Origin of the sequence: Streptomyces sp. CA-146814 (assembly GCF_050942385.1) — a bacterium.
Classification (GTDB): Bacteria; Actinomycetota; Actinomycetes; order Streptomycetales; family Streptomycetaceae; genus Streptomyces.
Genome location: NZ_CP192068.1, coordinates 3,834,462 through 3,859,065, shown reverse-complemented (window position 1 = coordinate 3,859,065; position 24,604 = coordinate 3,834,462). Strand labels below are relative to the sequence as shown.

At 69.9% G+C, this 24,604-nt stretch carries 23 protein-coding genes and 1 tRNA gene; 15 read left to right on the top strand and 9 right to left on the bottom strand.

Features of this window, described 5'->3' with window-relative positions; translation table 11 throughout:
- Positions 1-30 precede the first annotated feature (30 nt).
- Positions 31-936 (top strand): rhomboid family intramembrane serine protease, encoded by a 906-nt coding sequence (locus ACQP09_RS17060; RefSeq protein ID WP_433400432.1) that lies wholly within the window; start codon positions 31-33, stop codon positions 934-936.
- 338 nt (positions 937-1,274) lie between these two features.
- Here the strand turns inward: ACQP09_RS17060 and crgA are convergent, their stop codons facing one another.
- Positions 1,275-1,529, bottom strand: a complete 255-nt coding sequence (crgA, locus tag ACQP09_RS17055) for a cell division protein CrgA (protein WP_404061339.1) — start codon at positions 1,527-1,529, stop codon at positions 1,275-1,277.
- Positions 1,530-1,674: 145 nt separating this feature from the next.
- Between crgA and ACQP09_RS17050 the strand changes: the two genes are divergently transcribed.
- The 6 genes from ACQP09_RS17050 to ACQP09_RS17025 all read left to right on the top strand — a co-directional run bounded on the left by ACQP09_RS17050 (position 1,675) and on the right by ACQP09_RS17025 (position 6,142).
- Complete coding sequence (locus tag ACQP09_RS17050; protein ID WP_404061342.1) at positions 1,675-2,442, top strand: DUF881 domain-containing protein; 768 nt, start codon at positions 1,675-1,677, stop codon at positions 2,440-2,442.
- 30 nt (positions 2,443-2,472) lie between these two features.
- Entirely contained in the window at positions 2,473-3,174 is a 702-nt protein-coding gene (locus ACQP09_RS17045) for a class E sortase (protein ID WP_433400428.1), read from the top strand.
- An 89-nt stretch (positions 3,175-3,263) separates the two neighbouring features.
- Positions 3,264-3,452 (top strand): hypothetical protein, encoded by a 189-nt coding sequence (locus ACQP09_RS17040; RefSeq protein WP_018489811.1) that lies wholly within the window; start codon positions 3,264-3,266, stop codon positions 3,450-3,452.
- The gene (locus ACQP09_RS17035) at positions 3,449-4,087 is read left to right on the top strand and encodes an aminodeoxychorismate/anthranilate synthase component II (RefSeq protein ID WP_366388659.1); all 639 of its coding nucleotides are present in this window, start codon (positions 3,449-3,451) and stop codon (positions 4,085-4,087) included. The genes ACQP09_RS17040 and ACQP09_RS17035 overlap by 4 nt, the downstream gene beginning before the upstream one ends.
- The gene (locus tag ACQP09_RS17030; protein ID WP_433400425.1) at positions 4,084-5,388 is read left to right on the top strand and encodes a class E sortase; all 1,305 of its coding nucleotides are present in this window, start codon (positions 4,084-4,086) and stop codon (positions 5,386-5,388) included. Before ACQP09_RS17035 ends, ACQP09_RS17030 begins: the two co-directional genes overlap by 4 nt.
- Positions 5,389-5,413: 25 nt before the next feature.
- Positions 5,414-6,142: a class E sortase gene (locus ACQP09_RS17025; protein WP_433400423.1), complete on the top strand. Its 729-nt coding sequence runs from the start codon at positions 5,414-5,416 to the stop codon at positions 6,140-6,142.
- Positions 6,143-6,225: 83 nt separating this feature from the next.
- Here the strand turns inward: ACQP09_RS17025 and pknB are convergent, their stop codons facing one another.
- From pknB to ACQP09_RS16995, 6 genes are all read right to left on the bottom strand, one after another.
- On the bottom strand, positions 6,226-8,220 hold the full coding sequence (gene pknB / locus ACQP09_RS17020; protein ID WP_433400421.1) for a Stk1 family PASTA domain-containing Ser/Thr kinase: 1,995 nt from the start codon (positions 8,218-8,220) through the stop codon (positions 6,226-6,228).
- A 172-nt stretch (positions 8,221-8,392) separates the two neighbouring features.
- Entirely contained in the window at positions 8,393-9,850 is a 1,458-nt protein-coding gene (locus tag ACQP09_RS17015; RefSeq protein ID WP_433400418.1) for a peptidoglycan D,D-transpeptidase FtsI family protein, read from the bottom strand.
- Positions 9,847-11,247 carry an FtsW/RodA/SpoVE family cell cycle protein gene (locus ACQP09_RS17010; protein ID WP_405508269.1) on the bottom strand — a complete coding sequence of 467 codons (1,401 nt, stop codon included), beginning with the start codon at positions 11,245-11,247 and terminating at the stop codon, positions 9,847-9,849. The genes ACQP09_RS17015 and ACQP09_RS17010 overlap by 4 nt, the downstream gene beginning before the upstream one ends.
- Before the next feature lie 22 nt (positions 11,248-11,269).
- The gene (locus ACQP09_RS17005; RefSeq protein WP_433400415.1) at positions 11,270-12,718 is read right to left on the bottom strand and encodes a Stp1/IreP family PP2C-type Ser/Thr phosphatase; all 1,449 of its coding nucleotides are present in this window, start codon (positions 12,716-12,718) and stop codon (positions 11,270-11,272) included.
- A 135-nt stretch (positions 12,719-12,853) separates the two neighbouring features.
- Positions 12,854-13,372, bottom strand: coding sequence for an FHA domain-containing protein FhaB/FipA (locus tag ACQP09_RS17000; RefSeq protein ID WP_003967913.1), 519 nt, complete (start codon positions 13,370-13,372; stop codon positions 12,854-12,856).
- A gap of 10 nt (positions 13,373-13,382) precedes the next feature.
- Positions 13,383-14,240 carry an FhaA domain-containing protein gene (locus ACQP09_RS16995; protein ID WP_433400411.1) on the bottom strand — a complete coding sequence of 286 codons (858 nt, stop codon included), beginning with the start codon at positions 14,238-14,240 and terminating at the stop codon, positions 13,383-13,385.
- A 318-nt stretch (positions 14,241-14,558) separates the two neighbouring features.
- Here ACQP09_RS16995 and ACQP09_RS16990 point away from each other — a divergent pair.
- A tRNA-Leu gene (locus tag ACQP09_RS16990) sits at positions 14,559-14,641 on the top strand.
- A gap of 193 nt (positions 14,642-14,834) precedes the next feature.
- On the opposite strand, the gene ACQP09_RS16985 is transcribed toward ACQP09_RS16990, so the two are convergent.
- Entirely contained in the window at positions 14,835-16,307 is a 1,473-nt protein-coding gene (locus tag ACQP09_RS16985; RefSeq protein ID WP_433406629.1) for an aminopeptidase P family protein, read from the bottom strand.
- A 553-nt stretch (positions 16,308-16,860) separates the two neighbouring features.
- Between ACQP09_RS16985 and ACQP09_RS16980 the strand changes: the two genes are divergently transcribed.
- Genes ACQP09_RS16980 through ACQP09_RS16950 form a run of 7 tightly spaced genes read left to right on the top strand, consistent with a single transcriptional unit; the run spans position 16,861 to position 24,065 of the window.
- Positions 16,861-18,021 (top strand): MFS transporter, encoded by a 1,161-nt coding sequence (locus ACQP09_RS16980; protein ID WP_433400408.1) that lies wholly within the window; start codon positions 16,861-16,863, stop codon positions 18,019-18,021.
- Positions 18,022-18,041: 20 nt separating this feature from the next.
- On the top strand, positions 18,042-18,908 hold the full coding sequence (locus ACQP09_RS16975) for a cupin-like domain-containing protein (RefSeq protein ID WP_432151267.1): 867 nt from the start codon (positions 18,042-18,044) through the stop codon (positions 18,906-18,908).
- A complete protein-coding gene (locus ACQP09_RS16970) occupies positions 18,905-20,185 on the top strand; it encodes an aminotransferase class I/II-fold pyridoxal phosphate-dependent enzyme (protein ID WP_433400405.1) in 1,281 nt (426 codons plus the stop codon). The genes ACQP09_RS16975 and ACQP09_RS16970 overlap by 4 nt, the downstream gene beginning before the upstream one ends.
- A complete protein-coding gene (locus ACQP09_RS16965; protein WP_433400402.1) occupies positions 20,182-21,087 on the top strand; it encodes an HpcH/HpaI aldolase/citrate lyase family protein in 906 nt (301 codons plus the stop codon). Before ACQP09_RS16970 ends, ACQP09_RS16965 begins: the two co-directional genes overlap by 4 nt.
- Positions 21,074-22,003 (top strand): acetaldehyde dehydrogenase (acetylating), encoded by a 930-nt coding sequence (locus ACQP09_RS16960; protein WP_433400399.1) that lies wholly within the window; start codon positions 21,074-21,076, stop codon positions 22,001-22,003. Before ACQP09_RS16965 ends, ACQP09_RS16960 begins: the two co-directional genes overlap by 14 nt.
- Positions 22,000-23,052 carry a 4-hydroxy-2-oxovalerate aldolase gene (dmpG, locus tag ACQP09_RS16955; protein WP_433400396.1) on the top strand — a complete coding sequence of 351 codons (1,053 nt, stop codon included), beginning with the start codon at positions 22,000-22,002 and terminating at the stop codon, positions 23,050-23,052. The genes ACQP09_RS16960 and dmpG overlap by 4 nt, the downstream gene beginning before the upstream one ends.
- A complete protein-coding gene (locus ACQP09_RS16950) occupies positions 23,049-24,065 on the top strand; it encodes an ornithine cyclodeaminase family protein (RefSeq protein WP_433400394.1) in 1,017 nt (338 codons plus the stop codon). The genes dmpG and ACQP09_RS16950 overlap by 4 nt, the downstream gene beginning before the upstream one ends.
- Here the strand turns inward: ACQP09_RS16950 and ACQP09_RS16945 are convergent.
- Positions 24,044-24,565: a MaoC family dehydratase gene (locus ACQP09_RS16945; protein WP_432151261.1), complete on the bottom strand. Its 522-nt coding sequence runs from the start codon at positions 24,563-24,565 to the stop codon at positions 24,044-24,046. The two genes, ACQP09_RS16950 and ACQP09_RS16945, sit on opposite strands and share 22 nt — an antisense overlap.
- Positions 24,566-24,604 lie beyond the last annotated feature (39 nt).

Below are 24,604 nucleotides of genomic sequence, written 5' to 3'. Positions count from 1 at the left end.
GGGGTGAGACCGAGAGGCAGGCCAGGACCGATGGACCAGCAGCCGCCGGCGGACCGGGGCGCACCGGAGAACGGCCAGGCCGTGCCGACCTGCTACCGCCACCCCGATCGGGAGACCGGGATCAGCTGCACGCGCTGCGAGCGGCCGATCTGCACCGATTGCATGGTCAGCGCCTCCGTCGGCTTCCAGTGCCCCGACTGCGTACGCCAGGGCTCGGGCACCGGCCACCACCCCGCCGCGAGCAGGCCCCGCACACTGGCCGGCGGCACGATGGCCGCCGATCCGCGGCTGATCACCAAGATCCTGCTCGGGATCAACCTCGCGGTCTTCGTCCTGGTGTGGGCCGCTCCGGAGTCGCTGCTCAACGATCTGGTGCTGCTCGGCCGCGCCTGGGACCCGACGCCGCCGCCGGGCTCGGTCGAAGGCATCGCCGAGGGCCAGTGGTACCGCCTGGTGACCTCGATGTTCCTGCACCAGGAGGTGTGGCACATCGGGTTCAACATGCTGGGTCTGTGGTGGCTCGGCGGACCGCTGGAGGCCGCGCTCGGCCGCGTCCGCTATCTCGCGCTCTATCTGCTCTCCGGGCTGGCCGGCAGTGCCCTGACCTATCTGATCGCCGCGCCGAACCAGCCGTCGCTGGGCGCCTCCGGCGCGATCTTCGGCCTGCTGGGCGCCACCGCGGTGCTGATGCGCCGGATGAACTACGACATGCGGCCGGTGCTGATCCTGCTGGCGCTGAACCTGGTCTTCACCTTCACCATGGGCGGCATCGCGTGGGAGGCCCATGTGGGCGGTCTCGTCGCGGGCGTGCTGATCGCCATAGGGCTGGTGCACGCGCCGCGCGAGCGCCGTACGGCGGTGCAGGCCGGGACCTGTGCGCTGGTGCTGCTGGCGTCGGTGGCGATCATCGTCGCCCGCACGATGTCCCTGAGCTGAGCCGGCTGATGTCCCCGAGCTGAGCGGCTCATGTCCCTGAGCTGAGCCGCTCCGAAGGGGGCTCCGCCCCCAGGACAGACCTTAGTTGTCCACAGTGAGTGCCCGGCCTTGTGCATGGCAAGGGGAACATCTGTGCCCACCATCGCTGAGCTGGGTCTTTCCCGCTGAAATACGAGATGCAGCCCCCCCTCGACGAGGGAGGCTGCAGTCACACCGGCGTCAACTTGAGTGGAGGTTATCCACAGATCGTCTGACCTTTTCCCCCAGCTGTGGATAACTCTGTGGGTAACTCAGGGCAGGGCTTGCGCTCGGGCCATGCTGTGTGTTTTAGGGACGCGCTACTTCCACTGCGTGGAGACGGCGAAGCCACCGGCGATGAAGCCGAAGCCCACGACGATGTTCCAGTTGCCCAGGGCGTCGATCGGCAGATCGCCCTCGGTCACGTAGAACACCACGATCCAGGCCAGTCCGAGGAGGAACAGGGCGAGCATCACCGGAGCGACCCAACTGCGGTTGGTCAGCTTAATGGCCGTTGCCTGCTTCGTCGCGGGCGGCGTGAAGTCGGCCTTCTTGCGGATACGTGACTTCGGCACGAGGGACTCTCCTGTCGATGCGCTGCGTGACCGCGCAGGGATCTGTGGCGGGCGCCGGGGCGGGGATGGCCAGAGGGGGCATGCTGGCTCCCCCGGGCGTCCGTTAGCGTAGTGCTTCCATGGCGCCCGATGAGATAAGGGTACGTTGAGCAATTCTGCCGACTCTCCCGAAGAGCCGGTCCGGCACACCTCCACGTGGGCGGCCCGGGGACTCACCGCTGCCGTCTTCGCCCTGGCCGGGCTGATCTTCGTCACCAGTGCCAACACGGCCAAGGGCACCAATCTGCGCAGCGACTCCTCCTTGCTCAAGCTCTCCGACCTGATCAAGGAACGCAGCGAGCACAACGCCGAGCTGAACGATTCGGTCGCCTCCGCGCGGGCGGACATCGACGCCCTCGCCCAGCGCGACGACGGATCCACCGAGGCCGAGGACGCCAAGCTCAAGGCCCTGGAGAAGGCGGCCGGCACCACGAAGATCACCGGCGACGCCGTCAGCGTCACCCTCAACGACGCCCCGCCGGACGCCACCGCCAACCCCGGCTACCCCGAGCCGCAGCCCAACGACCTGGTCATCCACCAGCAGGACCTCCAGGCCGTGGTGAACGCCCTCTGGCAGGGCGGGGCGCGCGGGATCCAGGTGATGGACCAGCGGCTGATCTCCACCAGCGCGGTCCGCTGCGTCGGCAACACCCTGATCCTGCAGGGCCGCGTCTACTCCCCGCCGTACAAGGTCACCGCCGTGGGCGACCCCGGCAAGCTCAAGCGGGCGCTCGACGACTCCACGGCGATCCAGAACTACCAGCTGTACGTGAAGGCGTACGGGCTGGGCTGGAAAGTCGACGAGGACGACGCGGTGACTCTTCCCGGTTACTCGGGCACAGTGGATCTCCAGCACGCGAAGCCTGTGGAGTGAGCCCGAGCTGATCCCCGGGGAGGCCGTCCGGTGTCGTCACGACCGTCGGTGCGATCGGTACGCCTCGTCGTCCGGACCTTCAGCGAACTGTGCATCACCGTCGGCGCCCTGATCGTCCTGTTCGTCGCCTACGTCCTGCTGTGGACGGGCGTCAAGGCCGCCGACGCGGCCGAGGGCGAGATCGAGACGCTCCGCGGCCGCTGGGCCCAGGAACCCGTGGCCGCTCCATCGGGAACCGCCGCCTCCGCCCCGGCCCCGTACCGCGACGGAAAACCGTTCGCGACGCTGCACATCCCCCGCTTCGGCGCCGACTGGGAGTGGCCCGTCCTGGAGAACACCGAGGCCAGGACCTTGCAGAAGGGCCTCGGCCACTACAGCGGCACCGCCCGGCCCGGAGAGCGCGGGAACTTCGCGGTGGCCGGGCACCGCCGGACGTACGGAGACCCCTTCAAGGACTTCCCCCGGCTGCGCCCCGGGGACGCGGTGATCGTCAACGACGGCACGACCTGGTTCACGTACCGCATCGCCAGGGAGCCCTACCGGACCGTGCCCACCGACACCGCCGTCGTCGACCCCGTCCCCCGCCGCTCCGGCTTCGAGGGCCCCGGCCGCTATCTGACGCTCACCACCTGCGAGCCCGAGTGGGGCAGCAGCCACCGGCTGATCGCCTGGGCGCACCTGGACGCGACCCGGCCGGTGAGCGAGGGACGGCCGCCGGACCTCACCGGCTGAGCCGGGACCGGCCGGGGTTTTCCACAGGCTGACCCACTCTCCGGCCGCGGCACTCTAATCTGGTGCGAGTACCGAACGGAGGGGTCAGCATGTACGGCTGGATCTGGCGGCATCTGCCGGGCAACGCATGGGTGCGGAGCATCATCGCGCTCGTGCTGGTTCTCGCGGTCGTCTACGCGCTGTTCCAGTACGTGTTCCCGTGGGCGGAGCCGCTGCTCCCGTTCGGTGATGTGACCGTCGACGGCGACAGCGCCGGTGGGGCAGGGGCCGGGCAGTGAGCGCACGCATCCTCGTCGTGGACAACTACGACAGCTTCGTCTTCAACCTCGTCCAGTACCTCTACCAGCTCGGTGCCGAGTGCGAGGTGCTGCGCAACGACGAGGTGACCACCGCCCACGCCCAGGACGGCTTCGACGGCGTCCTGCTCTCCCCCGGCCCCGGCACCCCCGAGCAGGCCGGGGTCTGCGTCGAGATGGTGCGCCACTGCGCGGACACCGGCGTTCCGGTCTTCGGTGTCTGCCTGGGGATGCAGTCGATGGCCGTCGCGTACGGCGGGGTCGTCGACCGTGCTCCTGAGCTGCTGCACGGCAAGACCTCGCCGGTGGACCACGAGGGCAAGGGCGTCTTCGCCGGACTGCCGTCCCCCTTCACCGCCACCCGCTACCACTCGCTTGCCGCCGAACCGGCCGCGCTGCCTCCGGAGTTGGAGGTCACCGCGCGTACGGCGGACGGCATCATCATGGGGCTGCGCCACCGGGACCGGGCGGTGGAGGGCGTGCAGTTCCACCCCGAGTCGGTGCTCACCGAGCACGGCCACCTGATGCTCGCCAACTGGCTGGAGCAGTGCGGCGACCAGGGGGCCGTGGCGCGGTCGGCGGGTCTCGCGCCGGTGGTGGGCAAGGCCGCGGCGTGACCGCACCCCGCCCCGAGGACGGCACCGGGCTCCAGGGCCCGTACGCGCGTGGGGCTTACGGGGCCGACGGGGCGTTCGTCGCGGCGGTGGACGGGCTCGCCGACCCGCTCAACGACCCGCTGCCGGACCCGCTCAAGGACCCGCTGCCGGGGCAGCACGCCTCCCCGTGGTTCCGGAGCGAGAGCGCGCAGGGGGAGCCGCAGGCGTACGCGGGGCCTCAGGAGCCTCAGGGGGCCCCGGGCGAGTGGTACGACCCCGAGGGATACCAGCGGGACTGGTACGGCTCCCAGCAGGCCCCTGCGCCCTCTCCCAGCCCTTCTCCCGGCCACTCTCCTGGGCCTGCTCCCGTGGTGCCTCCGGCCGGCGAGACGCTGGGGCTGCGGACCGCGGACACCCGGCGAATAGTCGCGGAGCCGTCCGAAGGGCCCGAGCCGTACGCGTCGTACGAGCCGGCTGAACGCTCCGCTCCGGCCAAACCGGCCGAACCGGTCACCGGAGGGCGGGCCGAGCGGCGGCGGGCGGCCAAGGGCCGTGGCGGCCGCCGTCCCGTCCCGGCGGCCGCGAGTCCCGGCGCGCCCGCCGCACCCATGTCCCGGATGGAGGCGCGGCGGGCGGCAAAGGCGGCCAAGGACAGTCCCGCCGTGGTCGCCAGCCGGGCCGTCGGCGAGATCTTCATCTCGCTGGGCGTCCTGATGCTGCTGTTCGTCACCTACCAGCTCTGGTGGACCAACGTCCGGGCCGAGCAGATCGCCGGCAGGGAGACGGACAAGATCCAGGAGGAGTGGGCCACCGGGGCGGGCAAGCCCGGGGTGTTCGCGCCGGGCCAGGGCTTCGCCATCATGCACATCCCCAAGCTCGACGTGGTCGTCCCGATCGCCGAGGGGATCAACAAGGAGAAGGTCCTCGACCGGGGCATGCTCGGCCACTACGGCGAAGGCAAGCTGAAGACGGCGATGCCCGAGGACGAGCAGGGCAACTTCGCCGTGGCGGGCCACCGCAACACCCACGGTGAACCGTTCCGCTACGTCAACAAGCTCAGCCCCGGCGACCCGATCGTGGTCGAGACGAGGGACGCGTACTACACGTACGAGATGACCAGCATCCTGCCGCAGACCTCGCCGTCGAACATCTCGGTGATCGAACCGATCCCGGTCGGATCCGGGTTCACCGAGCCGGGCCGCTACATCACGCTGACGACCTGTACCCCGGAGTTCACGAGTACCTACCGGCTGATCGTCTGGGGCAAGATGGTCGACGAACGGCCGCGCGGCGAGGGGAAGCCCAAGGCGCTCGTGGGCTGAACATCATCACGACAGGGGCGGTGCGGTGGCAGCGAGGACCGAGCACGACGAGCGGACCGACGTGTCCGCGCCCCCCGCGCCCCGGCCCAGCAGGCACCCCATCGCCACGGCCGTCAGCGTCTTCGGGGAGCTGCTGATCACCGCGGGCCTGGTGCTCGCGCTCTTCGTCGCGTACTCGCTGTGGTGGACCAACGTGCTCGCCGACCTCGAAGCCGGCAAGCAGGGCGACACGGTCCGCAGCAAGTGGGCGGACGGGCCGGGCGCCCTGGACACCAAGGACGGCGTCGGCTTCCTGCACGTACCCGCCATGAAGAACGGCGAGGTGCTGGTCAAGAAGGGCACCGACCCCAAGACCCTGAACAACGGCATCGCGGGCTACTACACCGACCCGGTCCCCTCCGCCCTGCCCTGGGACGACAAGGGCAACTTCACGCTGGCCGCGCACCGGGACGGGCATGGCGCCAAGTTCCACAACATCGACAAGCTGAAGAACGGCGACGCGATCGTCTTCGAGACCAAGGACACCTGGTACGTCTACAAGGTCTACAAGTCGCTCCCCGAGACCTCGAAGTTCAACGTCGAGGTGATCGAGCCGGTCCCGGAGGAGTCGGGCGTCAAGAAGCCCGGCCGATACATCACGCTGACGACGTGCACCCCGGTCTACACGTCGAAGTACCGGTACATCGTCTGGGGCGAGCTGGAGCGTACGGAGAAGGTCGACAAGGACCGTACGAAGCCGGTGGAACTGCTCTAGGAGTCTCCAGGAGTACGGCGAAGGGCCCCGGTCACCATCCACGGTGACCGGGGCCCTTTCCCGTACGTACGGCTACGCGGGCGCTACTCGCCCGACGGGCCTCCGAAGATGCCGCCGCCGCCCTGGTCCCCGCCGCCGCCCGGGGTGGCGAAGATGTTGACCGCCGAGTTCTTGTCCACGGTCTCGCCGACCCCCGGCTGCACGACGGCCACGATGGCGTTGTCCTCCTGCGACCCCTGGATGTTGCCGACCTGGAGGCCCGCCTCCTGGAGCTTCGCCTTGGCCTCGCCGAGCGGCATGCCCTGGATCTGCGGGACCTGGGTCTTCTCCGGCTCCGGCGGCTCCGGCGGGCCCTTGGAGACCTTGAGGACGATCTGCGCGTCCTTGGCGTGCTTGCCGGGCTGCGGGGTCTGCTCGACGACGGTGTCCTTCGGCTCCTCCGAGTCGACGTCGGACCGCGAGATGTTGCTGAAGCCGATGTCCCGCAGCTGCTGTTCGGCGGCCGCGAAGGTGCGGGTGCGCATGTCGGGCAGGTCCAGGGTCTCCTTCTTGGCGACCGTGATGGTCACCTCGGAGCCGTCCTCCGCCTGGGCGCCGCCGTCGGGCTTCTGCTTGATCACCGTGCCCTCGGTCTTGTCGGACTCGACCGCGGTCACGTTGACCGTGAAGCCCTTGTCCTCCAGGGCCTTGCGGGCGCCGTCCTCGGACTTCTCCAGGACGTCGGGGACCTCGATCTTCGGGGCGCCGGAGGAGACCATGACCTCGACGGTCCCGTTCTCGTCCATCTCGCCGTCCTTCGGGGACTGCGAGCAGATGTCGCCCTTGTCCTGCTGTTCGCACGGCTCCTCGCCGGCGACCTTCAGGACGACCCCGGCCCTTTCGGCGAGCTGTTCCGCCTCCTTGACGGTGGAGCCGACCATGTTCGGTACGGGCACCTTGCCGTCGTTGCCGCTGTCGCTGAAGACGGCCCGGCCGATCAGGATGGCGCCGATGAGCACCAGGATGCCGGCGACGACCAGCAGGATCGTCGAGGTGTTGCTCTTCTTCGGCTGCTGGCGCCGGCGGCCCGCGCGGTCGTCGTAGCCGTAGCCGCCGTCGTCCGGGTTGACCGGCGGCAGCATCGACGTCGGGGCGTTGTTCGGGTCGGTCGGGCGCAGGGCGGTGGTGGGCTGGTCGGCGTTGTAGCCGTCGTAGCCTCCGTACCCCACGGCGCCCATCGCCGCCGCGGCCGCGACCGGCCGGCCGTCGAGGCAGGCCTCGATGTCGGCCCGCATCTCGTCGGCGGACTGGTAGCGGTAGTCCGGGTCCTTGGTGAGCGCCTTCAGCACGATCGCGTCCATCTCGGGCGTGATCTCGGGGTCGAAGTTGCTCGGCGGCTGCGGCTCCTCGCGCACGTGCTGGTAGGCCACGGCGACGGGCGAGTCCCCGACGAACGGGGGCCGGACCGCGAGGAGCTCGTAGAGCAGGCAGCCGGTGGAGTACAGGTCGGACCGTGCGTCGACCTGCTCGCCCTTGGCCTGCTCCGGGGAGAGGTACTGGGCGGTGCCGATGACCGCGGCGGTCTGCGTCATGGTCATGCCGGAGTCGCCCATGGCCCGGGCGATGCCGAAGTCCATGACCTTGACCTGGCCGGTGCGCGTCAGCATGACGTTGGCCGGCTTGATGTCGCGGTGGACGATCTGGGCGCGGTGCGAGTACTCCAGGGCCTGGAGGATGCCGACCGTCATCTCCAGCGTGCGCTCGGGCAGCAGCCGGCGGCCGGAGTGCAGGAGCTCCCGCAGGGTCGACCCGTCGACGTACTCCATCACGATGTACGGGATGGAGACCCCGTCGACGTAGTCCTCGCCGGTGTCGTAGACGGCGACGATCGCGGGGTGGTTGAGCGAGGCGGCCGACTGGGCCTCACGGCGGAACCGGGCCTGGAAGGACGGGTCGCGGGCCAGGTCGGCCCGGAGCGTCTTCACAGCTACGGTGCGGCCGAGCCGGGTGTCGTGGGCGAGGTAGACCTCGGCCATGCCACCACGGCCGAGCACCGAGCCCAGCTCGTACCGGCCGCCGAGGCGACGCGGCTCTTCCATAACTGTTCCAGCCCTCTCCGTCAGTCCTGACCGCACCCGTGTGTGTGGTCCGGCGGTGCGCTGTTCGCGCATACGCTACCGGGCACGCGGTACGTGATCAGCCCGCACCCGTCAGCCGATATCCGACCGGTATCCGATGTCCGGTATGGGCGGGCGTCCGCCGTGACGGGCCTCACTGCTTGCTGTCGACGACCGCCTTCATCACGTCGCGCGCGATCGGGGCGGCCAGTCCGCCACCGGAGATGTCGTCCCGGTTGGCGTTGCCGTCCTCGACCACGACGGCGACGGCGACCGGGGAGCCGTTGTCGGTCTTCGCGTACGAGATGAACCAGGCGTACGGCTTCTCGCTGTTGTTCAGACCGTGCTGGGCGGTACCGGTCTTGCCGCCCACTGTGACGCCGGGGACCTGTGCGTTGGTTCCCGTGCCCTTCTCGACGACGGTCTCCATCATCTGCTGGACCTTCTGGGCGTTCTCGCCGGACAGCGCCCGGCTGAGCTCCTCGGGCTCGGCGGTGTAGATGTCGTCCAGGTTGGGCGCCTGGCGCTTGGCGACCATGTACGGCTGCATCAGCTTGCCGTCGTTGGCGATGGCGGAGGCCACCATGGCCATCTGGAGCGGCGTCGTCCGGTTGGACGCCTGGCCGATGCCGGCCATCGCGTTCTGCGGCCGGTTGTCCTCGGGGTAGATGCTCGCGTCGGCGCGGACGGGCGTGAAGACTTCCTTGTTGAAGCCGAACTTGTCCGTCTGCTCGATCATCTTCTTGTTGCCGAGGTCGTCGCTGATCTTCCCGAAGACGGAGTTGCACGAGACCCGCAGGGCTTCGCGCAGCGAGGCGTCCTCGCAGGGGATGTCGCCCTCGTTCTGGAGCGGGATCTGCGTCTGCGGCAGCGTCCAGGGCAGCGGGGACTCCGTTTTGGCGTCGATGTCGTCGTAGAGCCCGTTCTCCAGGGCGGCGGCGGCGGTGACGACCTTGAAGGTGGAACCGGGCGGGTAGGTCTCGCGCAGCGCCCGGTTGAGCATCGGCTTGTCCTCGTCCTTCAGGAGCTGCTGCCGGGCGTCCGAGTCCTTGAGCGAGTTCCCGGCGAAGACCGAGGGGTCGTACGACGGCGTGCTCGCGAGCGCGAGGATGGCACCGGTCTGCGGGTCCAGGGCGACGACGGCGCCCTTCTTCTCGCCGAGCCCCTTGAACGCGGCCTTCTGGGCGGCCCCGTTGAGGGTGGTGACGACGTTGCCGCCCTGCTTCTTCTCGCCGGTGAACATCGACATCGTCCGGTCGAAGAACAGCTGGTCGCTGTTGCCGGTGAGGATGCCGTCCTCCAGGTTCTCCAGTTGCGAGGAGTCGAAAGCCTGCGAGGAGTAGCCGGTCACGGGGGCCCAGAGAGGCCCGTCCTTCCAGACCCGCTTGTACGTGAAGTCGCCGTCCTCGGTCTCGACGGAGCCGGTGATGGCCTTGCCGTCGACGATGATGTCGCCGCGCTCGTGGGCGTAGCGCTCGATCTGGACGCGGCGGTTGTACTTGTGGCTGTTCAGCTCGTCCGCACGGACGTACTGGAGCCAGTTGTCCCGGATCAGGAGGGCCAGCACGAGGATTCCGCAGAAGATCGCGATCCGGCGCAGTGGCTTGTTCACGGTCGTACCACCTGCGTCATCTCTGCGTCGGTCGAAGGTGCCGGTGCCGGGGCGGGGCGGCGTGCGGTGTCGCTGATCCGGATCAGGATGGCGATCAGGGCCCAGTTGGCCAGTACGGAGGAACCGCCCGCCGCCAGGAACGGCATCGTCATACCGGTGAGCGGGATGAGACCCATCACACCGCCGGCGACGACGAACACCTGGATGGCGAACGATCCCGAGAGGCCGATCGCGAGGAGCTTGCCGAACGGGTCGCGGGCCGCCAGCGCGGTGCGCACCCCGCGCTCCACGATCAGGCCGTAGACCAGGAGCACCCCCATCATCCCGGCGAGCCCCAGCTCCTCGCCGACGGTGGCGAGGATGAAGTCGGAGTTGGCGGCGAAGCCGATCAGGTCGGAGTGGCCCTGTCCGAGACCGGTCCCGAGGGTGCCTCCGGAGCCGAAGGCCATCAGGGACTTGGCCATCTGCTCGCTCGCCGGCTCCACACCCCAGCCCGCGAACGGGTCGAGCCACGCGGTGACGCGCTGCTGGACGTGCGGTTCGAACGAGGCGACACCGACAGCGCCGATCGCGGACATCAGCAGACCGAAGACGATCCAGCTGGTGCGCTCGGTGGCGACGTACAGCATCACGACGAACATGCCGAAGAAGAGCAGCGAGGAGCCGAGGTCGGTCTCGAAGACCAGGATCAGGATCGAGAAGGCCCAGACCATCAGGATCGGGCCCAGGTCGCGGCCGCGAGGCAGGTAGAGGCCCATGAACCGGCGGCTGGCCAGCGCCAGTGCGTCCCGCTTGACCATCAGGTAGCCCGCGAAGAACACCGCGATGATGATCTTGGCGAACTCACCGGGCTGGAGCGTACCGACGCCGGGGATCTTGATCCAGATCTTGGCGCCGTTCACCGCCGGGAAGAACATCGGCAGGATCAGCAGGAACAGCGCCACGAGCATGGAGATGTACGTGTAGCGCTGGAGGATGCGGTGGTCCTTCAGGATGGCCAGGACCGCGACGAGCATGCCCACGCCGATCGCGGAGAACAGCAGCTGCTTCGAAGCGGCGGGGGCGAAGGTCTTCAGGGCCTGGAACCGTTCGGACTGGTCCAGGCGCCAGATGATCGCCAGGCCGAGGCCGTTCAGGAGTACGGCGAGGGGCAGCAGCAGCGGATCGGCGTACTTGGCGAACCGGCGCACCGCGAGGTGGGCGACGCCGCCGAGCAGGGCGAGCCCCGCTCCGTAACCGAGCATGCCCGAGGGGAGTTCGCCGTTGAGGGCGAGGCCCACGTTGGCGTAGGCGAACACCGAGATGGCGACGGCGAAGATGACGAGCGCCAGCTCGGTGTTGCGGCGGCTCGGTGCGTCGATCGCGCCGATGGTGGTCGTGTTGGTGACAACGCTCATGGTGCTGAAGGCCCCCTACGGCTTACTGCTTACCGCACTGCGGGACCAGCTTCTTCTCTTCCTCCGAGAGGCTGGGGCCGGGAGTGGGAGTCGCGGTGTTCGGCTTGGTCCCCGTGGTGGGGGGAGTGGCGGAATTCTCGGCCTCGGCCTCGGCGGCGCGGCGCTGCGCGTCCTTCTTGCAGGCGGATGCCTGGGCGGCGAGTTCGTCGACCTTCTTGCGGGCGTCGGTGATGCTGCCCTCGGCGATCGTGGCCTCGACCTGCTTGCGCTGGTACGGCGGCAGGTACTTGAGCTCGATCTCGGGGTGGTTCTTCTCGACCTCGGAGAGCGAGATCCAGGCGAGGTCCTGGCTGATGCCGCGGAACAGCGCCACGTTCTCGTTCTGCGCGCCCACGTAGAACTGGGTCTGCGTCCAGCGGTAGCCGCCGTAGAGGCCGCCGCCGATCACGGCCAGCGCCAGCACGGTGAAGAAGGACCGCTTGAGCCACTTACGGCCGCCGCGCGGCTTGTCGAGGTCGTCGTCGGCGTACGCGTCGTACGAGCCGTCCGGCATCGAGCCGTAGCCGGAGTCGCCGCTGCCGGGCGGGCCGAAGCCGCCCGCAGGGGGCGGGACCTGGCGGCCGAGACCGGCCGCGCGGCCGGCCGGGGTCTGCATGGCCCCGCCGTCGTTCAGCACCGCCTGGTTCTCGGCGACCGCTCCGACGACGACCGGGGTCTCGTTGAGCCGGCCGGCCAGGGTGTCGTTGTTGTCGACGTCCAGGACGTCGGCCACGATGCAGGTGATGTTGTCGGGGCCGCCGCCGCGCAGAGCGAGCTGGATGAGCTCCTGGATGGTCTCCTGCGGGCCCTGGTAGCTGGCCAGGGTCTCTTCCATGGTCTGGTGCGAGACCACGCCGGAGAGGCCGTCGGAGCAGATCAGATAGCGGTCGCCGGCGCGGACCTCGCGGATGGAGAGGTCCGGTTCGACGTGGTCGCCGCTGCCCAGCGCCCGCATCAGCAGCGAGCGCTGCGGGTGGGTGGTGGCCTCTTCCTCGGTGATGCGGCCCTCGTCGACCAGGCGCTGCACCCAGGTGTGGTCCTGGGTGATCTGGGTCAGGACGCCGTCGCGCAGCAGGTACGCGCGGGAGTCGCCGACGTGCACCAGGCCGAGCCGCTGGCCGGTCCAGAGGAGGGCGGTGAGCGTGGTGCCCATGCCCTCCAGCTGCGGGTCCTCCTCGACCATGACGCGCAGCTGGTCGTTGGCCTGCTGCACCGCCGTGGCCAGCGAGGTCAGGATGTCCGAGCCCGGGACGTCGTCGTCGAGCTGGACGAGCGTGGAGATCACCTCGGAGCTGGCGACCTCACCGGCCGCCTGGCCGCCCATGCCGTCGGCGATGGCGAGGAGACGCGGGCCGGCGTAGCCGGAGTCCTCGTTCCCCTCCCGGATCATGCCCTTGTGCGATCCGGCGGCGAAGCGCAGGGACAGACTCATGCGCACCTGCCCGGTCGACGCTCCGTCGGGGTACAGCCTGTCTCGAGCCACACTGCCCACCCTCCGGTCGGGAACCGGGCCGCGTCCGTCGTCCGGGCCGCCGCGGCTCGCTCGCTCCGCTCGCTCATTGTCGTACTACTTCCGCAGCTCGATGACGGTCTTGCCGATACGGATCGGCGCGCCCAGCGGAACGGGCGTCGGGGTGGTGAGCCGGGTCCGTTCCAGATACGTGCCGTTGGTGGACCCGAGATCCTCCACGATCCACTGGCCGTCCCGGTCGGGGTAGATCCTGGCATGCCTGCTGGACGCGTAGTCGTCGTCCAGCACGATCGTCGAATCGTGGGCCCGGCCCAGCGTGATGGTCTGGCCCTGGAGCGCGACCGTGGTGCCCGTGAGGGTGCCTTCGGACACGACCAGCTTGGTGGGTGCCCCGCGGCGCTGGCGCCCGGGCTGCTGGCGCTGCTGGGGCGGCGCCGCTTGTTGTTGTTGGCGGCCCTGCTGCGGGCGCGCGTCGGCGGCAGTGCGGCGTGAGCCGCGCTGCGTGACGCGCGTTCCGAACAGGTCGCTGCGGATGACCTGGACGGCCACGATCACGAACAGCCACAGAACAGCCAGGAAACCTAGCCGCATGACCGTCAGGGTCAGCTCTGACATTGCCCCCGCTTCACCCTTCGGCTTGCCGGTAAACGATGGTGGTGCTGCCCACGACGATCCGCGAGCCGTCGCGGAGCGTAGCGCGGGTGGTGTGCTGCCCGTCCACCACGATGCCGTTGGTGGACCCGAGATCCTGGATCGTCGAGGGCGTTCCGGTCCGGATCTCACAGTGCCGGCGCGATACGCCGGGGTCGTCGATCCGCACGTCGGCGTCGGTGGATCGTCCCATCACCAACGTCGGGCGGGAAATCTGATGGCGTGTGCCGTTGATCTCGATCCAGCGTCGCACCTGGGCGTCCGGCAGCGCGCCGGGCCCGGCCGGCGGGCGCCGGTCGCCCACGGGCGCCGAGGGCCGTCCACCGCCGGGCGGCGGGGCCGCGGGCATCGGCGGAGCGGCGGCCGGCGGGTAGCCGTAGCCACCGGGGGCCTGCGGGGCGGCGGGCCGCCCGGGAGCGGGCCGCTGGGGCTGGTCGGACGGGTCCTGCTGTGACGAACTCGACGCCAGGGTGCGGCTGCGCACCCGGTAGAGACCGGTGTCGAGGTCGTCGGCCTTCTCCAGGTGGACCTTGATCGGCCCCATGAACGTGTAGCGCTGCTGCTTGGCGTAGTCGCGCACCAGGCCCGACAGCTCGTCGCCCAGCTGGCCCGAGTACGGGCTGAGTCGCTCGTAGTCGGGTGTGCTGAGCTCGACGATGAAGTCGTTGGGGACGACGGTCCGCTCGCGGTTCCAGATCGTCGCGTTGTTGTCGCACTCCCGCTGGAGCGCACCGGCGATCTCGACCGGCTGCACCTCGGACTTGAAGACCTTGGCGAAGGTGCCGTTGACCAGCCCTTCGAGGCGCTGCTCGAAACGCTTCATGACCCCCATGGGGCACCTCCTCCGGTGTCATCGTCCCTGTACTGCTTACTGATCGTATCCACGCGTCGGGAAATCGGCTGGTTCCCCTTCTCTGCCCTGTGGATGAGTGTCACCCCTCACACGGATCGTAGAGGTGGCCTCCTCACAGTGTCCCGCACACGCGGTGCTCTCTGAAGGAGTGGGGGCGGCGGCTCCGCGTTCCCGTTTCCCGTCCCGGGGCCGGTGAAACAACGGATGTGAATCCACCCTGTCCACCGTGCTAATCTTCCGGATGTCGCCAGGCGCTCGCACCACACAGGTGAGAGAGAGTCTGGAAACACCACTCTTGCGCGAGTGGCGGAACGGCAGACGCGCTGGCTTCAGGTGCCAGTGTCCTTAGGGACGTGGGGGTTCAAATCCCCCCTCGCGCACAAAGTAGGACACCGAAAAGTGTCCTGCGGGAAACGACGAACGGTCGGCATCGTGATCACGGTGCCGACCGTTCTGTTGTGTCCTCGTGTCTGTTGTGGCCTCGTGGCGGAGTGATCCGTGTTTGTCCTCACGTCTCACGGTGAAGCGCCTCGCGGTGGTGCCGCCCCGACGCCGGAGCGGCACCACCGGTGATCACGCCTTGAGGCGGGCCATCCATGCCTCGATCTCGTCGGCCTCCCGGGGCAGGCCGGCCGAGAGGTTCTCGTTGCCGTCCTCGGTGACGAGGATGTCGTCCTCGATGCGTACGCCGATGCCCCGGTACTCCTCGGGCACCGTCAGGTCGTCCTCCTGGAAGTAGAGGCCCGGCTCCACGGTCAGGCACATGCCCGGCTCCAGCGGGCCCTCGACGTAACTCTCGGTCCGGGCCGCGGCGCAGTCGTGCACGTCCAGGCCGAGCATGTGGCCGGTGCCGTGCATGGTCCAGCGGCGCTGCAGGCCGAGCTCCAGGACCTTCTCCACATCCAGGTCGTCGTCGAACAGGCCCCACTCGACGAGCCTGGTGGCCAGCACGCGCTGTGCGGCCCGGTGGAAGTCGCGGTACGGAGCGCCCGGCTTCACCGCCGCGATGCCGGCCGACTGGGCCTCGTACACCGCGTCGTAGATCTTGCGCTGGAGCGGTGTGAACCGGCCGTTGACCGGCAGAGTGCGGGTCACGTCGGCGGTGTAGAGGTTGCGGGTCTCGACGCCGGCGTCGAGCAGCAGCAGTTCGCCGTCGCGGACCGCGCCGTCGTTGCGGACCCAGTGGATGGTGGTGGCGTGCGGTCCCGCGGCGGCGATCGTGCTGTAGCCGACGTCGTTGCCCTCCACCCGCGCGCGGAGGAAGAACGTGCCTTCGATGTACCGCTCCGACGTCTCCTGCGCCCGGTCGAGCGAGCGGACGACGTCCTCGAAGCCACGGGCGGTGGCCTCGCAGGCGAAGCGGAGGTCGGCGATCTCGAACGCGTCCTTGATCCGGCGCATTTCGGAGAGGAAGACGCGGAACTCCTCGTCCCGCTCCGCGGTGACCTTGTCGGCGAGGGCCTCCTCGATGCCCGCGTCGTAGCCGCGCAGCAGGCGGACCGGTCCGGTGCCCGCCCCGAGCGCTTCGGCGAGCGCCCGGACGTCCTGGCAGGGCAGTCCGAGGAGCCGCTCGTTCTCGGTGAGGCTGTTGCGCCGGCCGTCCCACAGCTCGCCCTGGCCGGAGAGCCAGAACTCGCCGTTCTCCCGGTCGGACCGGGGCAGCAGGTACGCGGTCGCCTCGTGGCCGCCGTCCGCCGCGGGCTCCAGGACCAGTACGGCGTCCTCGGTCTGGTCGCCCGTCAGATACGTGTAGTCGGACGACGGGCGGAACCGGTAGAAGGTGTCGTTGGCGCGGACCTTCAGATTGCCCGCCGGGATCACCAGACGCTCGCCCGGGAAGCGGGCGGAGAGGCCGGCGCGGCGGCGGGCGGTGTGCCCGGCCTGGGGGATCGGCAGCAGGTCATGCCGCTCGGTGTCCGCCCAGCCGCCCTTCATGTTCGCGGCGAGCTCGTCGCTCACGCCCCGGTCCAGGCCGTTCTTCCGCTGCTTCGTGGCTTCGCTCTCCTCGTCCACCGGGGTCTCCGGGGCGAGGGCTTGCCGGCCGATCTCCTGGTCGGTCTCCTGGATCTCGACCTTGACCTCGGTCACGCTGCCTCCTGATTGCCGCTCATGACTGGCTCCGGCACATACGGTCTGCCGCCATCGTATGGGAAAGCACGAATATTACTCCGCCCGGAATATTCGGATCATGCCGAGTGGGCCACTTTGGCCGACGGTGAGTCGGTCGTCGTGCGGCGCGCCGAGTGGATTCCTGTACAGGTCTCCGTACGGTCGACGGCGGCGGTGAACTGCCTGGTCGGTAGCTTTTTCGTCGACATTCGAGCTATTGACACCCCGTGGTGGCCTGCATAGCATGACGATCCGCCACATGGGGAGTGCGGCAAGGCAGTTCGGATCGCCGGCACACACGGCACAAAAGTTTCCGAACGTGCGGTTGGCCGGGTTTTCCCGACCTCGGGACCACGAGACTATTCGATTCATTCGTTTCTGCGCCGACAGGAGAATGGTGTCCGAGAGTGCGCCGTCGTCGAATTCCGGGCTCGGTTCCTATCTGCGATTGCTGAGATCACCCGGCGCGGGCACGCTGGCTTTCTGGGGCATGGTCGGACGCTTTCCGATCGCCATGCGTTCCATCGGCTGTCTGATGCTGATCTCGGCCGTCACCGGATCGCTGGGCGAGGCCGGTGTGGTGGCTGCGGCCATGCTCATCTCCCAGGGTGTGGCGGCGCCGTTCCTCGGACGTCTCGCCGACCGGCACAGCCAGCGCAAGGTCCTGCTGACCACCTGTGCGGGCCATGCCGTCGGGATGGCCCTGCTGTTGACGGCGATCGGCCTGGAGCTCCCGCTCTGGGCGATGCTCGCGGCGGCCCTCGTCACCGGATGCACCTCGGTGTCGTTCACCGGCTTCATGCGGGCGCGCTGGGCGGCGTTCGTCGACCAGGGTTCGCTGCGTACCGCGTACGCCATGGAGTCGATCCTCGACGACACGATCTTCCTCCTGGGGCCGCTGCTGGTCACGGTGTTGAGCCCGGCGGCCTTCCCGGCCGGCGGACTGATCGCCTGCGCGGTCCTGACCGTGACCGGATCGATCGTGGTGGCGCTGCACCGGAGCTCCGAGCCGATGCGCGCCCGCGAGCCGGGCGGCAGCCCGCAGCGGGCGATCGCGGTGCCGGGCGTCTGGGTGCTGATGGCGGCCTACGCGGGCATGGGCTTCCTGTTCGGCGCGGTCGACGTCTCGATGATCGCGTTCGCGCAGGAGCGGTCGGAGCCCGGGCTGGGCGGTGTGCTGCTGGCGCTGATCGCGGTCGGCAGCCTCGTCGCCGGACTGGCGTACGGCGCCGTCGACTGGCGTGTGCCGCAGTCCGCGCTGCTCGTGGTCACCTCCTGTGTGCTGACGCTCAGCGCGATTCCGCTGGCCTTCGCGGACACCTTCCCGGTGATGGCCCTCTGCGCGGTCCTCGCGGGCATCGCGATCTCGCCGGCCCTGATCGCCGGGAGCACCCTCCTCGAATCGGTGGCCCCCAAGGGCTCCCTGTCCGAGGCGTTCTCCTGGCTCAACAGCTGCGGCGCCCTCGGTATCGCGTCGGGCATCGCCGTCGGCGGACACCTGGGCGAGCAGGGCACCTCGGCGCACGCCGCCTGGGCGGGAGCCGTCGGCGGGCTGGTCGCCCTGGTGGTCAGCCTCGTCGGACAGCCGGTGCTGCGGAAGGGGAGGCCGGTCTCGGCGGTGAATCCTGAATTGACAACGGCAGAACAGTGAACAACAGCGAGGGCAGAATGATGAACACATCGCATTCCGTGTCCGGTCGGGACGGCATCGGGGGCCTACCGGTTCCCCGGATATCCTTCGACGAATTCATGGCTTTCGGGCGGGAGGCTCTCATCCGAGCCGATGTGCCCGTGGTCATCACCCTGCCGAAAGGCACCCAGGGGCTGGGCCGCGACGGTGTCGCGGAGCGCCTCGGCGACATGATGGTCACCCTGTTCACCGAGCCGGGCGACAAGCAGAACTCGGAGCGGTGGACCACCAAGGAGATCCGACTCCGCGAGTTCTTCGAGGACGACCGGTACATGGACGATCCCGGTACCTGGAATCGGATCGTCTCGAACTTCCGCAACAGCCCGGCCGACGTCAACGCGATCCTCGGCTTCGACGCCGGGAAGCTCTTCGACTACCGCGGCCCCATGAACGCCGCGAACCTCTGGATCAGCCACCAGGGCGTTTTCACCCAGAGTCACTTCGACGAGCTGGAGAACTTCAACATCTGCCTGGAGGGCCGCAAGCGGTTCGTCCTGGCTCCGCCGGGCTTCTGGGAGTACTACCCGAGGTCCCTGCGGCACGGGTTCGGCGACAAGTCGCAGGTCTTCGACTTCGACGACGTGGACTGGGCGCGCTATCCGAAGCTCGCCGCCAAGCTCGTCCAGCGCCGTGAACTGGTCCTGGAACCGGGCGAGATGCTCTACCTCCCGCTCGGCTGGTGGCACCAGGCCGAGTCGCTGGACGAGATGAACATCAACATGAACTTCTGGCTGCGCGACCCGAAGATCTTCCGCCGCCCCTACGTGCTCGGCGTGGCGATCTACACCGCGGTCTACCGGAAGCTCAAGGGCGTCTACAACTACGAACCGGCGGGTACCACCTCATGACCGAGCGCCAGAGCATCACCCCTGCCCACCGGTACCGGAACAACGACAAGCTGATCGGCATCGGCAACGCGTTCTGGGACCTGTCGGAGCGGCACGGCCTGGCCGGGATCGTGGCCGACTACGACGCCGGGACAGGCCTCCTGCGGGCCACCGAGGGCCACGAGTTCATCCCCGACGGCCATGAGTTCGTCAACTTCAGCTGCTGTTCGTACCTGGATCTCGACTCGCATCCCGACGTGATCGAAGGCGGCATCGCCGCGCTGCGCCGCTACGGCGTGCTCGACCACTGCATCGCCCGCAGCCGGGTCCAGATACCCGCCATGCAGGAGCTGGAGACCTCGCTCGGCGAACTCTTCGAGGGCCAGGTCGTCGCCTCCATCGCCGCCAGCACCGCGACCTTCGGTCTGCTCCCGCTCATCGCCTCCGGCCATCTGGGCAACGGCGTACGGCCGTTGATGATCTTCGACAAGAACGCGCATGTGTCGATGGCCAACGTCAAGCCGGTCTGCGCGGACGAGACCGAGGTCGTCACCTCCCGCCACCACGACCTCGACTTCATCGAGGACATGTGCAAGAAGTACGAGCGGGTCGCCTACGTCTGCGACGGCAGTGACAGCCTCGGCGGCTACGCGCCGGTGAAGGAACTCTCCGCGCTCCAGGACCGGTACGGCATGCTCGTCTACTACGACGACTCGCACTCCCTGTCGGCGTACGGCGAGCGGGGCATCGGCTACGTCCGTACGCACAACCCGATCCGGGACGAGCGCACCATCACGGTGGTCACCCTCAACAAGGCGTTCGGCACCAGCGGGGCGGCGGTCGTCCTCGACGGGCAGTCCAAGGAGACGCTGCGCGTCATCGAGCGGTTCGGCGGCGCCCTGAACTACTCCCAGCTCCTGGACACCGCCTCGGTCGGCGCCGGGCTCGCCTCGGCGGAGATCCACCGGACCGCCGAACTGACCACCCGCCAGAACCAGCTCTACGGAAACATCGCGCTCTTCGACTCGCTGGTCCACACCGACCAGGCCGGCAGCACCTTCCCGATCCGGCTGGTGCCGATGAGCGACGAGACCGTGATCGAGGCGGGCCGCCGCGTCATCGAGGCCGGTTTCTACGTCTCCCCGGTCTTCTTCCCGATCGTCGCGCGCGGTACGGCGGGGCTGCGGGTCATGATGCGCTCGGGCCAGACCGAGCGGCAGATCCGCGACCTGGGCAAGGTCCTGGTCGAGGTGGGCGCGCGGGCCGCCGTACCGGTCACGGACGGGGCGGACCGGTGACGGGCGCCGCCAGAGCCGTTCCGCGCAGCGTCCTGTACACACCGGCGCTCTCGCTCGACCGGGTCGTCAAGGCCTGGACGTACGACGCGGACCTCCACCTCATCGACCTGGAGGACTCGGTTCCGCGACCGGAGAAGGACGCGGCGCGGAAGGTGTGCCGTACGGCGCTGGAGAGGTCCCCGGCGCCGGAGAACATCGCCGTGCGGGTCAACGAACTGGGCACCATCGAGGCCGTGCACGACCTGGTGATGCTCACCGAGTGCGCGGTCGCGCCCGGCTTCGTCCTGATGACCATGGTCGACTCCGCCGTCGAGGTGGCCCTGATGCGGGACACGCTCGCCTCGGCCGGCCTGCGGCCGCAGATCTACGTGACCCTGGAGACGCCGGCCGCCGTCGCCGGTGTCGACGCGATCGCGGAGGCAGCCGACGGGCTGGTCTTCGGCTCGGCGGACCTGGCCGCCACCCTGGGCGTCGAGATCGGCTGGGCCAACATGCTCCCGGCCCGCCAGGCGATGGCCATGGCCTGCGCCCGGCACGGCGCGGCCTGTATCGACACCGCCAACTACCGGCTCGCCGAGCCCGGTGCGCTGGCCGAGGAGATCGCCCGCGTCCAGGAGCTCGGCTTCCACGGCAAGGCGACCGTGCACCCGGCCGAACTGGCCGCGATCAACAGCGCCCTGCGGCCCGACCCGGAGCGGCTGCGCCAGGCCCGCCGGGTCGTCGAGGCCGTACGGGCGGCAGGCGATGGGATCGCGCTGCTGGACGGGAACATGGTCGGCCCGCCGTTCGCCCGCCTGGCCCGGACGACGGTGGCGCTGGGCGAGGCCTGGGAGGAACGTTTCGGCGACCGCGCCCCAGGCGCCCGGCGCGACGGTGAGGAGGCGGCCCATGAGCGTCGTTGACGACCTCACCGGCGTCCCGCCCGGGACCGCGCGCCGTGCGTCCGTCGCCGTGATCGGCACCGGCGCGATCGGCCGCGACCTGGTCGGCAAGGTGCTCCGCTCCGAGCTCCTGGAGTGCGTGCTGGTGGCCGGACGCAACCCCGCCTCCGCCGGGCTCCGGCACGCCGCCGAGCTCGGCTGTCCCACATCGGCGGACGGCATCGACGCGGTCCTCGCCGCCTCGCCGGCGGTCGACATCGTCCTCGACGCCACCAGCGCCATGGCACACGTCGAGCACTGGCGGCTGCTCGAACCGCTGGGCCCGCTGGTGATCGACATGACGCCGAGCAAGGTCGGACAGATGGTGGTCCCCACCGTCACCGGCATGCAGCCGCCGGCGGTGCGCAACGTCAACCTGATCAGCTGCGGCGGGCAGGCGTCGGTCCCGATCGCGCACGCGCTCGCCGGCCGGTTCGCCGTGGAGTACATCGAGGTCGTCTCCACCGTGGCCTCGACCATCGCGGGCCGCGCGACCCGGCTGAACCTGGACGAGTACGTGGCGACGACCGCGCACGCCGTCACCGCCTTCTCCGGCGTACGCGACACCAAGGCGGTCCTCAACATCAGCCCCGCCGTCCCTCCGGCGCCCTTCCGGACGGCCGTGCACGCGATCGCCCCGGGGGCCGGCGCCGAGGCGGTACGGGCCGTGGTCGCCGAGGCGGCCGACCGGGTCCGCGCCGTCCAGCCCGGCTACGAGGTCGTCGCGTGCACGGTGAGCGGCGACCGGATCACCGTCTCCGTGGAGGTGGTGGCGGACAGCGATGTGCTGCCGCCGTACGCCGGGAACCTGGACATCATCGACGCGGCGGCCATCATGGTCGCCGAGCAGCACGCGGCCCGGCTCTTCCCGGCCGCCCGGACGAGGGCGGGCCGATGAACGCCGTGACGATTTACGACCCGACGCTGCGCGACGGCCAGCACGCGGTCCGGCACCAGCTCGGCGCCGCCGCGATCGGCGGTTACGCGCGCGCCGCGAACGCCGCCGGGATCCCCGTGGTGGAGGTGGGCCACGGCAACGGGCTCGGCGCCTCCTCGCTCCAGGTCGGGCGGGCCGCGGTGAGCGACGACGCGATGCTGTCGACCGTACGGGAGGCGCTGACCACCAGCCGGATGGGCGTCTTCATGCTGCCCGGCTGGGGCACCTCCGCCGACCTGCGCAAGGCGGTCGGGCACGGCGCGGACATCCTCCGTATCGGGGTGCACTGCACCGAGACGTCGCTGGCCGAACGCCACCTGGAGTTCCTGCGCGCGGAGGGCGCCGAGGCCCACTGCGTGCTGATGATGAGCCACATGGCCACCCCCGCCGAGCTGGCCGAGCACGCGGCGAACGCGGTGGGGTACGGAGCGCAGGCCGTCGGGATCATGGACTCCGCCGGCCACTTCCTGCCCGAGGACGTCACCGTGCGGATCGGCGCGATCGCCGGAGCCGTCGACGTGCCCGTCATCTTCCACGGGCACAACAACCTCGGCATGGCCGTCGCCAACTCGGTGGCCGCCGCCGGCGCGGGCGCCACCATCATCGACGGCTGCGCACGCGGCTTCGGCGCCGGAGCGGGCAACACCCAGCTGGAGGCCCTCGTACCGGTCCTGGAGCGGACCGGGTTCCGCACCGGGATCGACCTCTACGCGCTGCTCGACGCGGCCGAGTTCGCGGAGCGGGAACTGATGCCGGCACCGCCGGTCATCGGCTCGCTGAGCATCGTCAGCGGTCTGGCCGGGGTCTTCTCCGGGTTCAAGCATCAGGTGCTCGACCACGCGGCCCGGGGCGGGGTCGATCCGCGTGATGTGTTCTTCGAGCTCGGCAGGCGGCAGGCCATCGCCGGGCAGGAGGACCTGATCGTCGACGTCGTCGCCGAGCTGAGCACGCGCGGAAGCGGCGGAAGCGGCAGGAACGGCGGGAACGGCAGGAAGGGTGTGGTCGCATGACGGAGCCACGCATGATCTCCGCCGCGGACATGGCCGGTGAGGAGCGTCTGCTCGCCGTGGTCGAGGCGCTGGCCGAGGCGTTCGCCGACCTCTCGGCGGGCCGGACCTCCTCGCCGTCGCGGACCGTCGTCCAGCACGGCCCGCGGCGGGAGCTGCTGGCGGCGGCGGCGGTCTGGGAGCGGCGCGGGGTGGGCAGCGTCAAGATCACCACGCTCACACCGGACAACCCGGACCGCGGCCTCCCGCTGATCCACGGCACGGTGGTCCTGACGGACCTGGAGACCGGCCGGATCACGGCGCTGCTGGAGGGCGCCGAACTGACCGCCGTACGCACCGGTGCGGTCGCCGCGCTCGCGACCCGGCTGTGCGCGCCCGAGGACGCCGGGGACCTCGCGGTCATCGGCGCCGGGGTGCAGGCGCGGGCCCTGGTGCGGGCGGTGTCGGCGGTGCGGCCGGTCCGCTCGGTGCGGGTGTTCTCCCGCACCCCTGCCCGTACCGAGGAGTTCGCGCGGTGGGTCAGGGAGACCTCGGGCCCGGCGGTGGAGGTCACGGTGTGCGGCACGGCGAAGGACGCCGTGGTGGGCGCCGAGATCGTCTGCACGACCACCTCCACCAGCGACCCGGTGCCACTGGTGGCGGCCGAGTGGGTGGCACCCGGGGCGCACGTCAACGTGATCGGCGGCACCGACGAGCACGCGATCGAGGTCGCGCCGGAGCTGCTCGCGGACGCGCTCGTCGTTGTGGAGGAGCGCGCGGCGGCGGTCGAGGAGGCAGCCGAGGTGCGGGCCGCGCTTGCCGCCGGGCTGATCGGTGAGCATCAGCTGGTCGAACTGGGCGCGCTGGTCGCCGGGCCGGCCGCCGGGGGCCGCGGAGGTGCGGTGGAAGGCCGGGAAGGCGCGGCGGAGGGCCGGGGAGGCGCGGCGGACGGCCGGATCTCGGTGTTCCGCGGCGTCGGCATGGCCATCGAGGACACGGCCGCCGCCGCGGCGCTCTACGGGGCCGTGGGCGGTTGAGGTGCCTCGTCCCGCGTCTCGCGGCAGCGGACCATGAAGGAGCGCTCGAACACGATGACGGGCTCTCCGGTCGACTTCCTGCCCGTCGTCTCCACCGTGACGATGCCCTGCCCGGGGCGGGACCGGGACAGCCGCTTGTGGAGGATCCGGCTCTCGGCGTACAGCGTGTCGCCGACGTACACCGGGTCCTTCAGGCGGACCTTGTCCCAGCCCAGGTTGGCCACCGCCCGCGCGGAGAGGGCCTGCACGGTCATGCCGCCGACCAGGCAGAGGGTGATCCCGCTGTTGACGAGGACCCGCCCGTACTCCGCCCCCTCCCCGTAGGCGCGGTCGAAGTGCAGCGGGTGCTGGTTCATGGTGAGCAGGGTCAGCCAGGTGTTGTCGGTCTCGGTGATGGTCCGGCCCGGCCAGTGCCGGATCAGCATCCCGTCCGTGAAGTCCTCGTAGTCCCCGCCGTGTTCCTCGACGTACTCGTTGTCCCCGACGCGGCGCAGCGTCATGTGCCGTTCCCCCTCCTGCGACAGGCAGTTGCCGTGCGG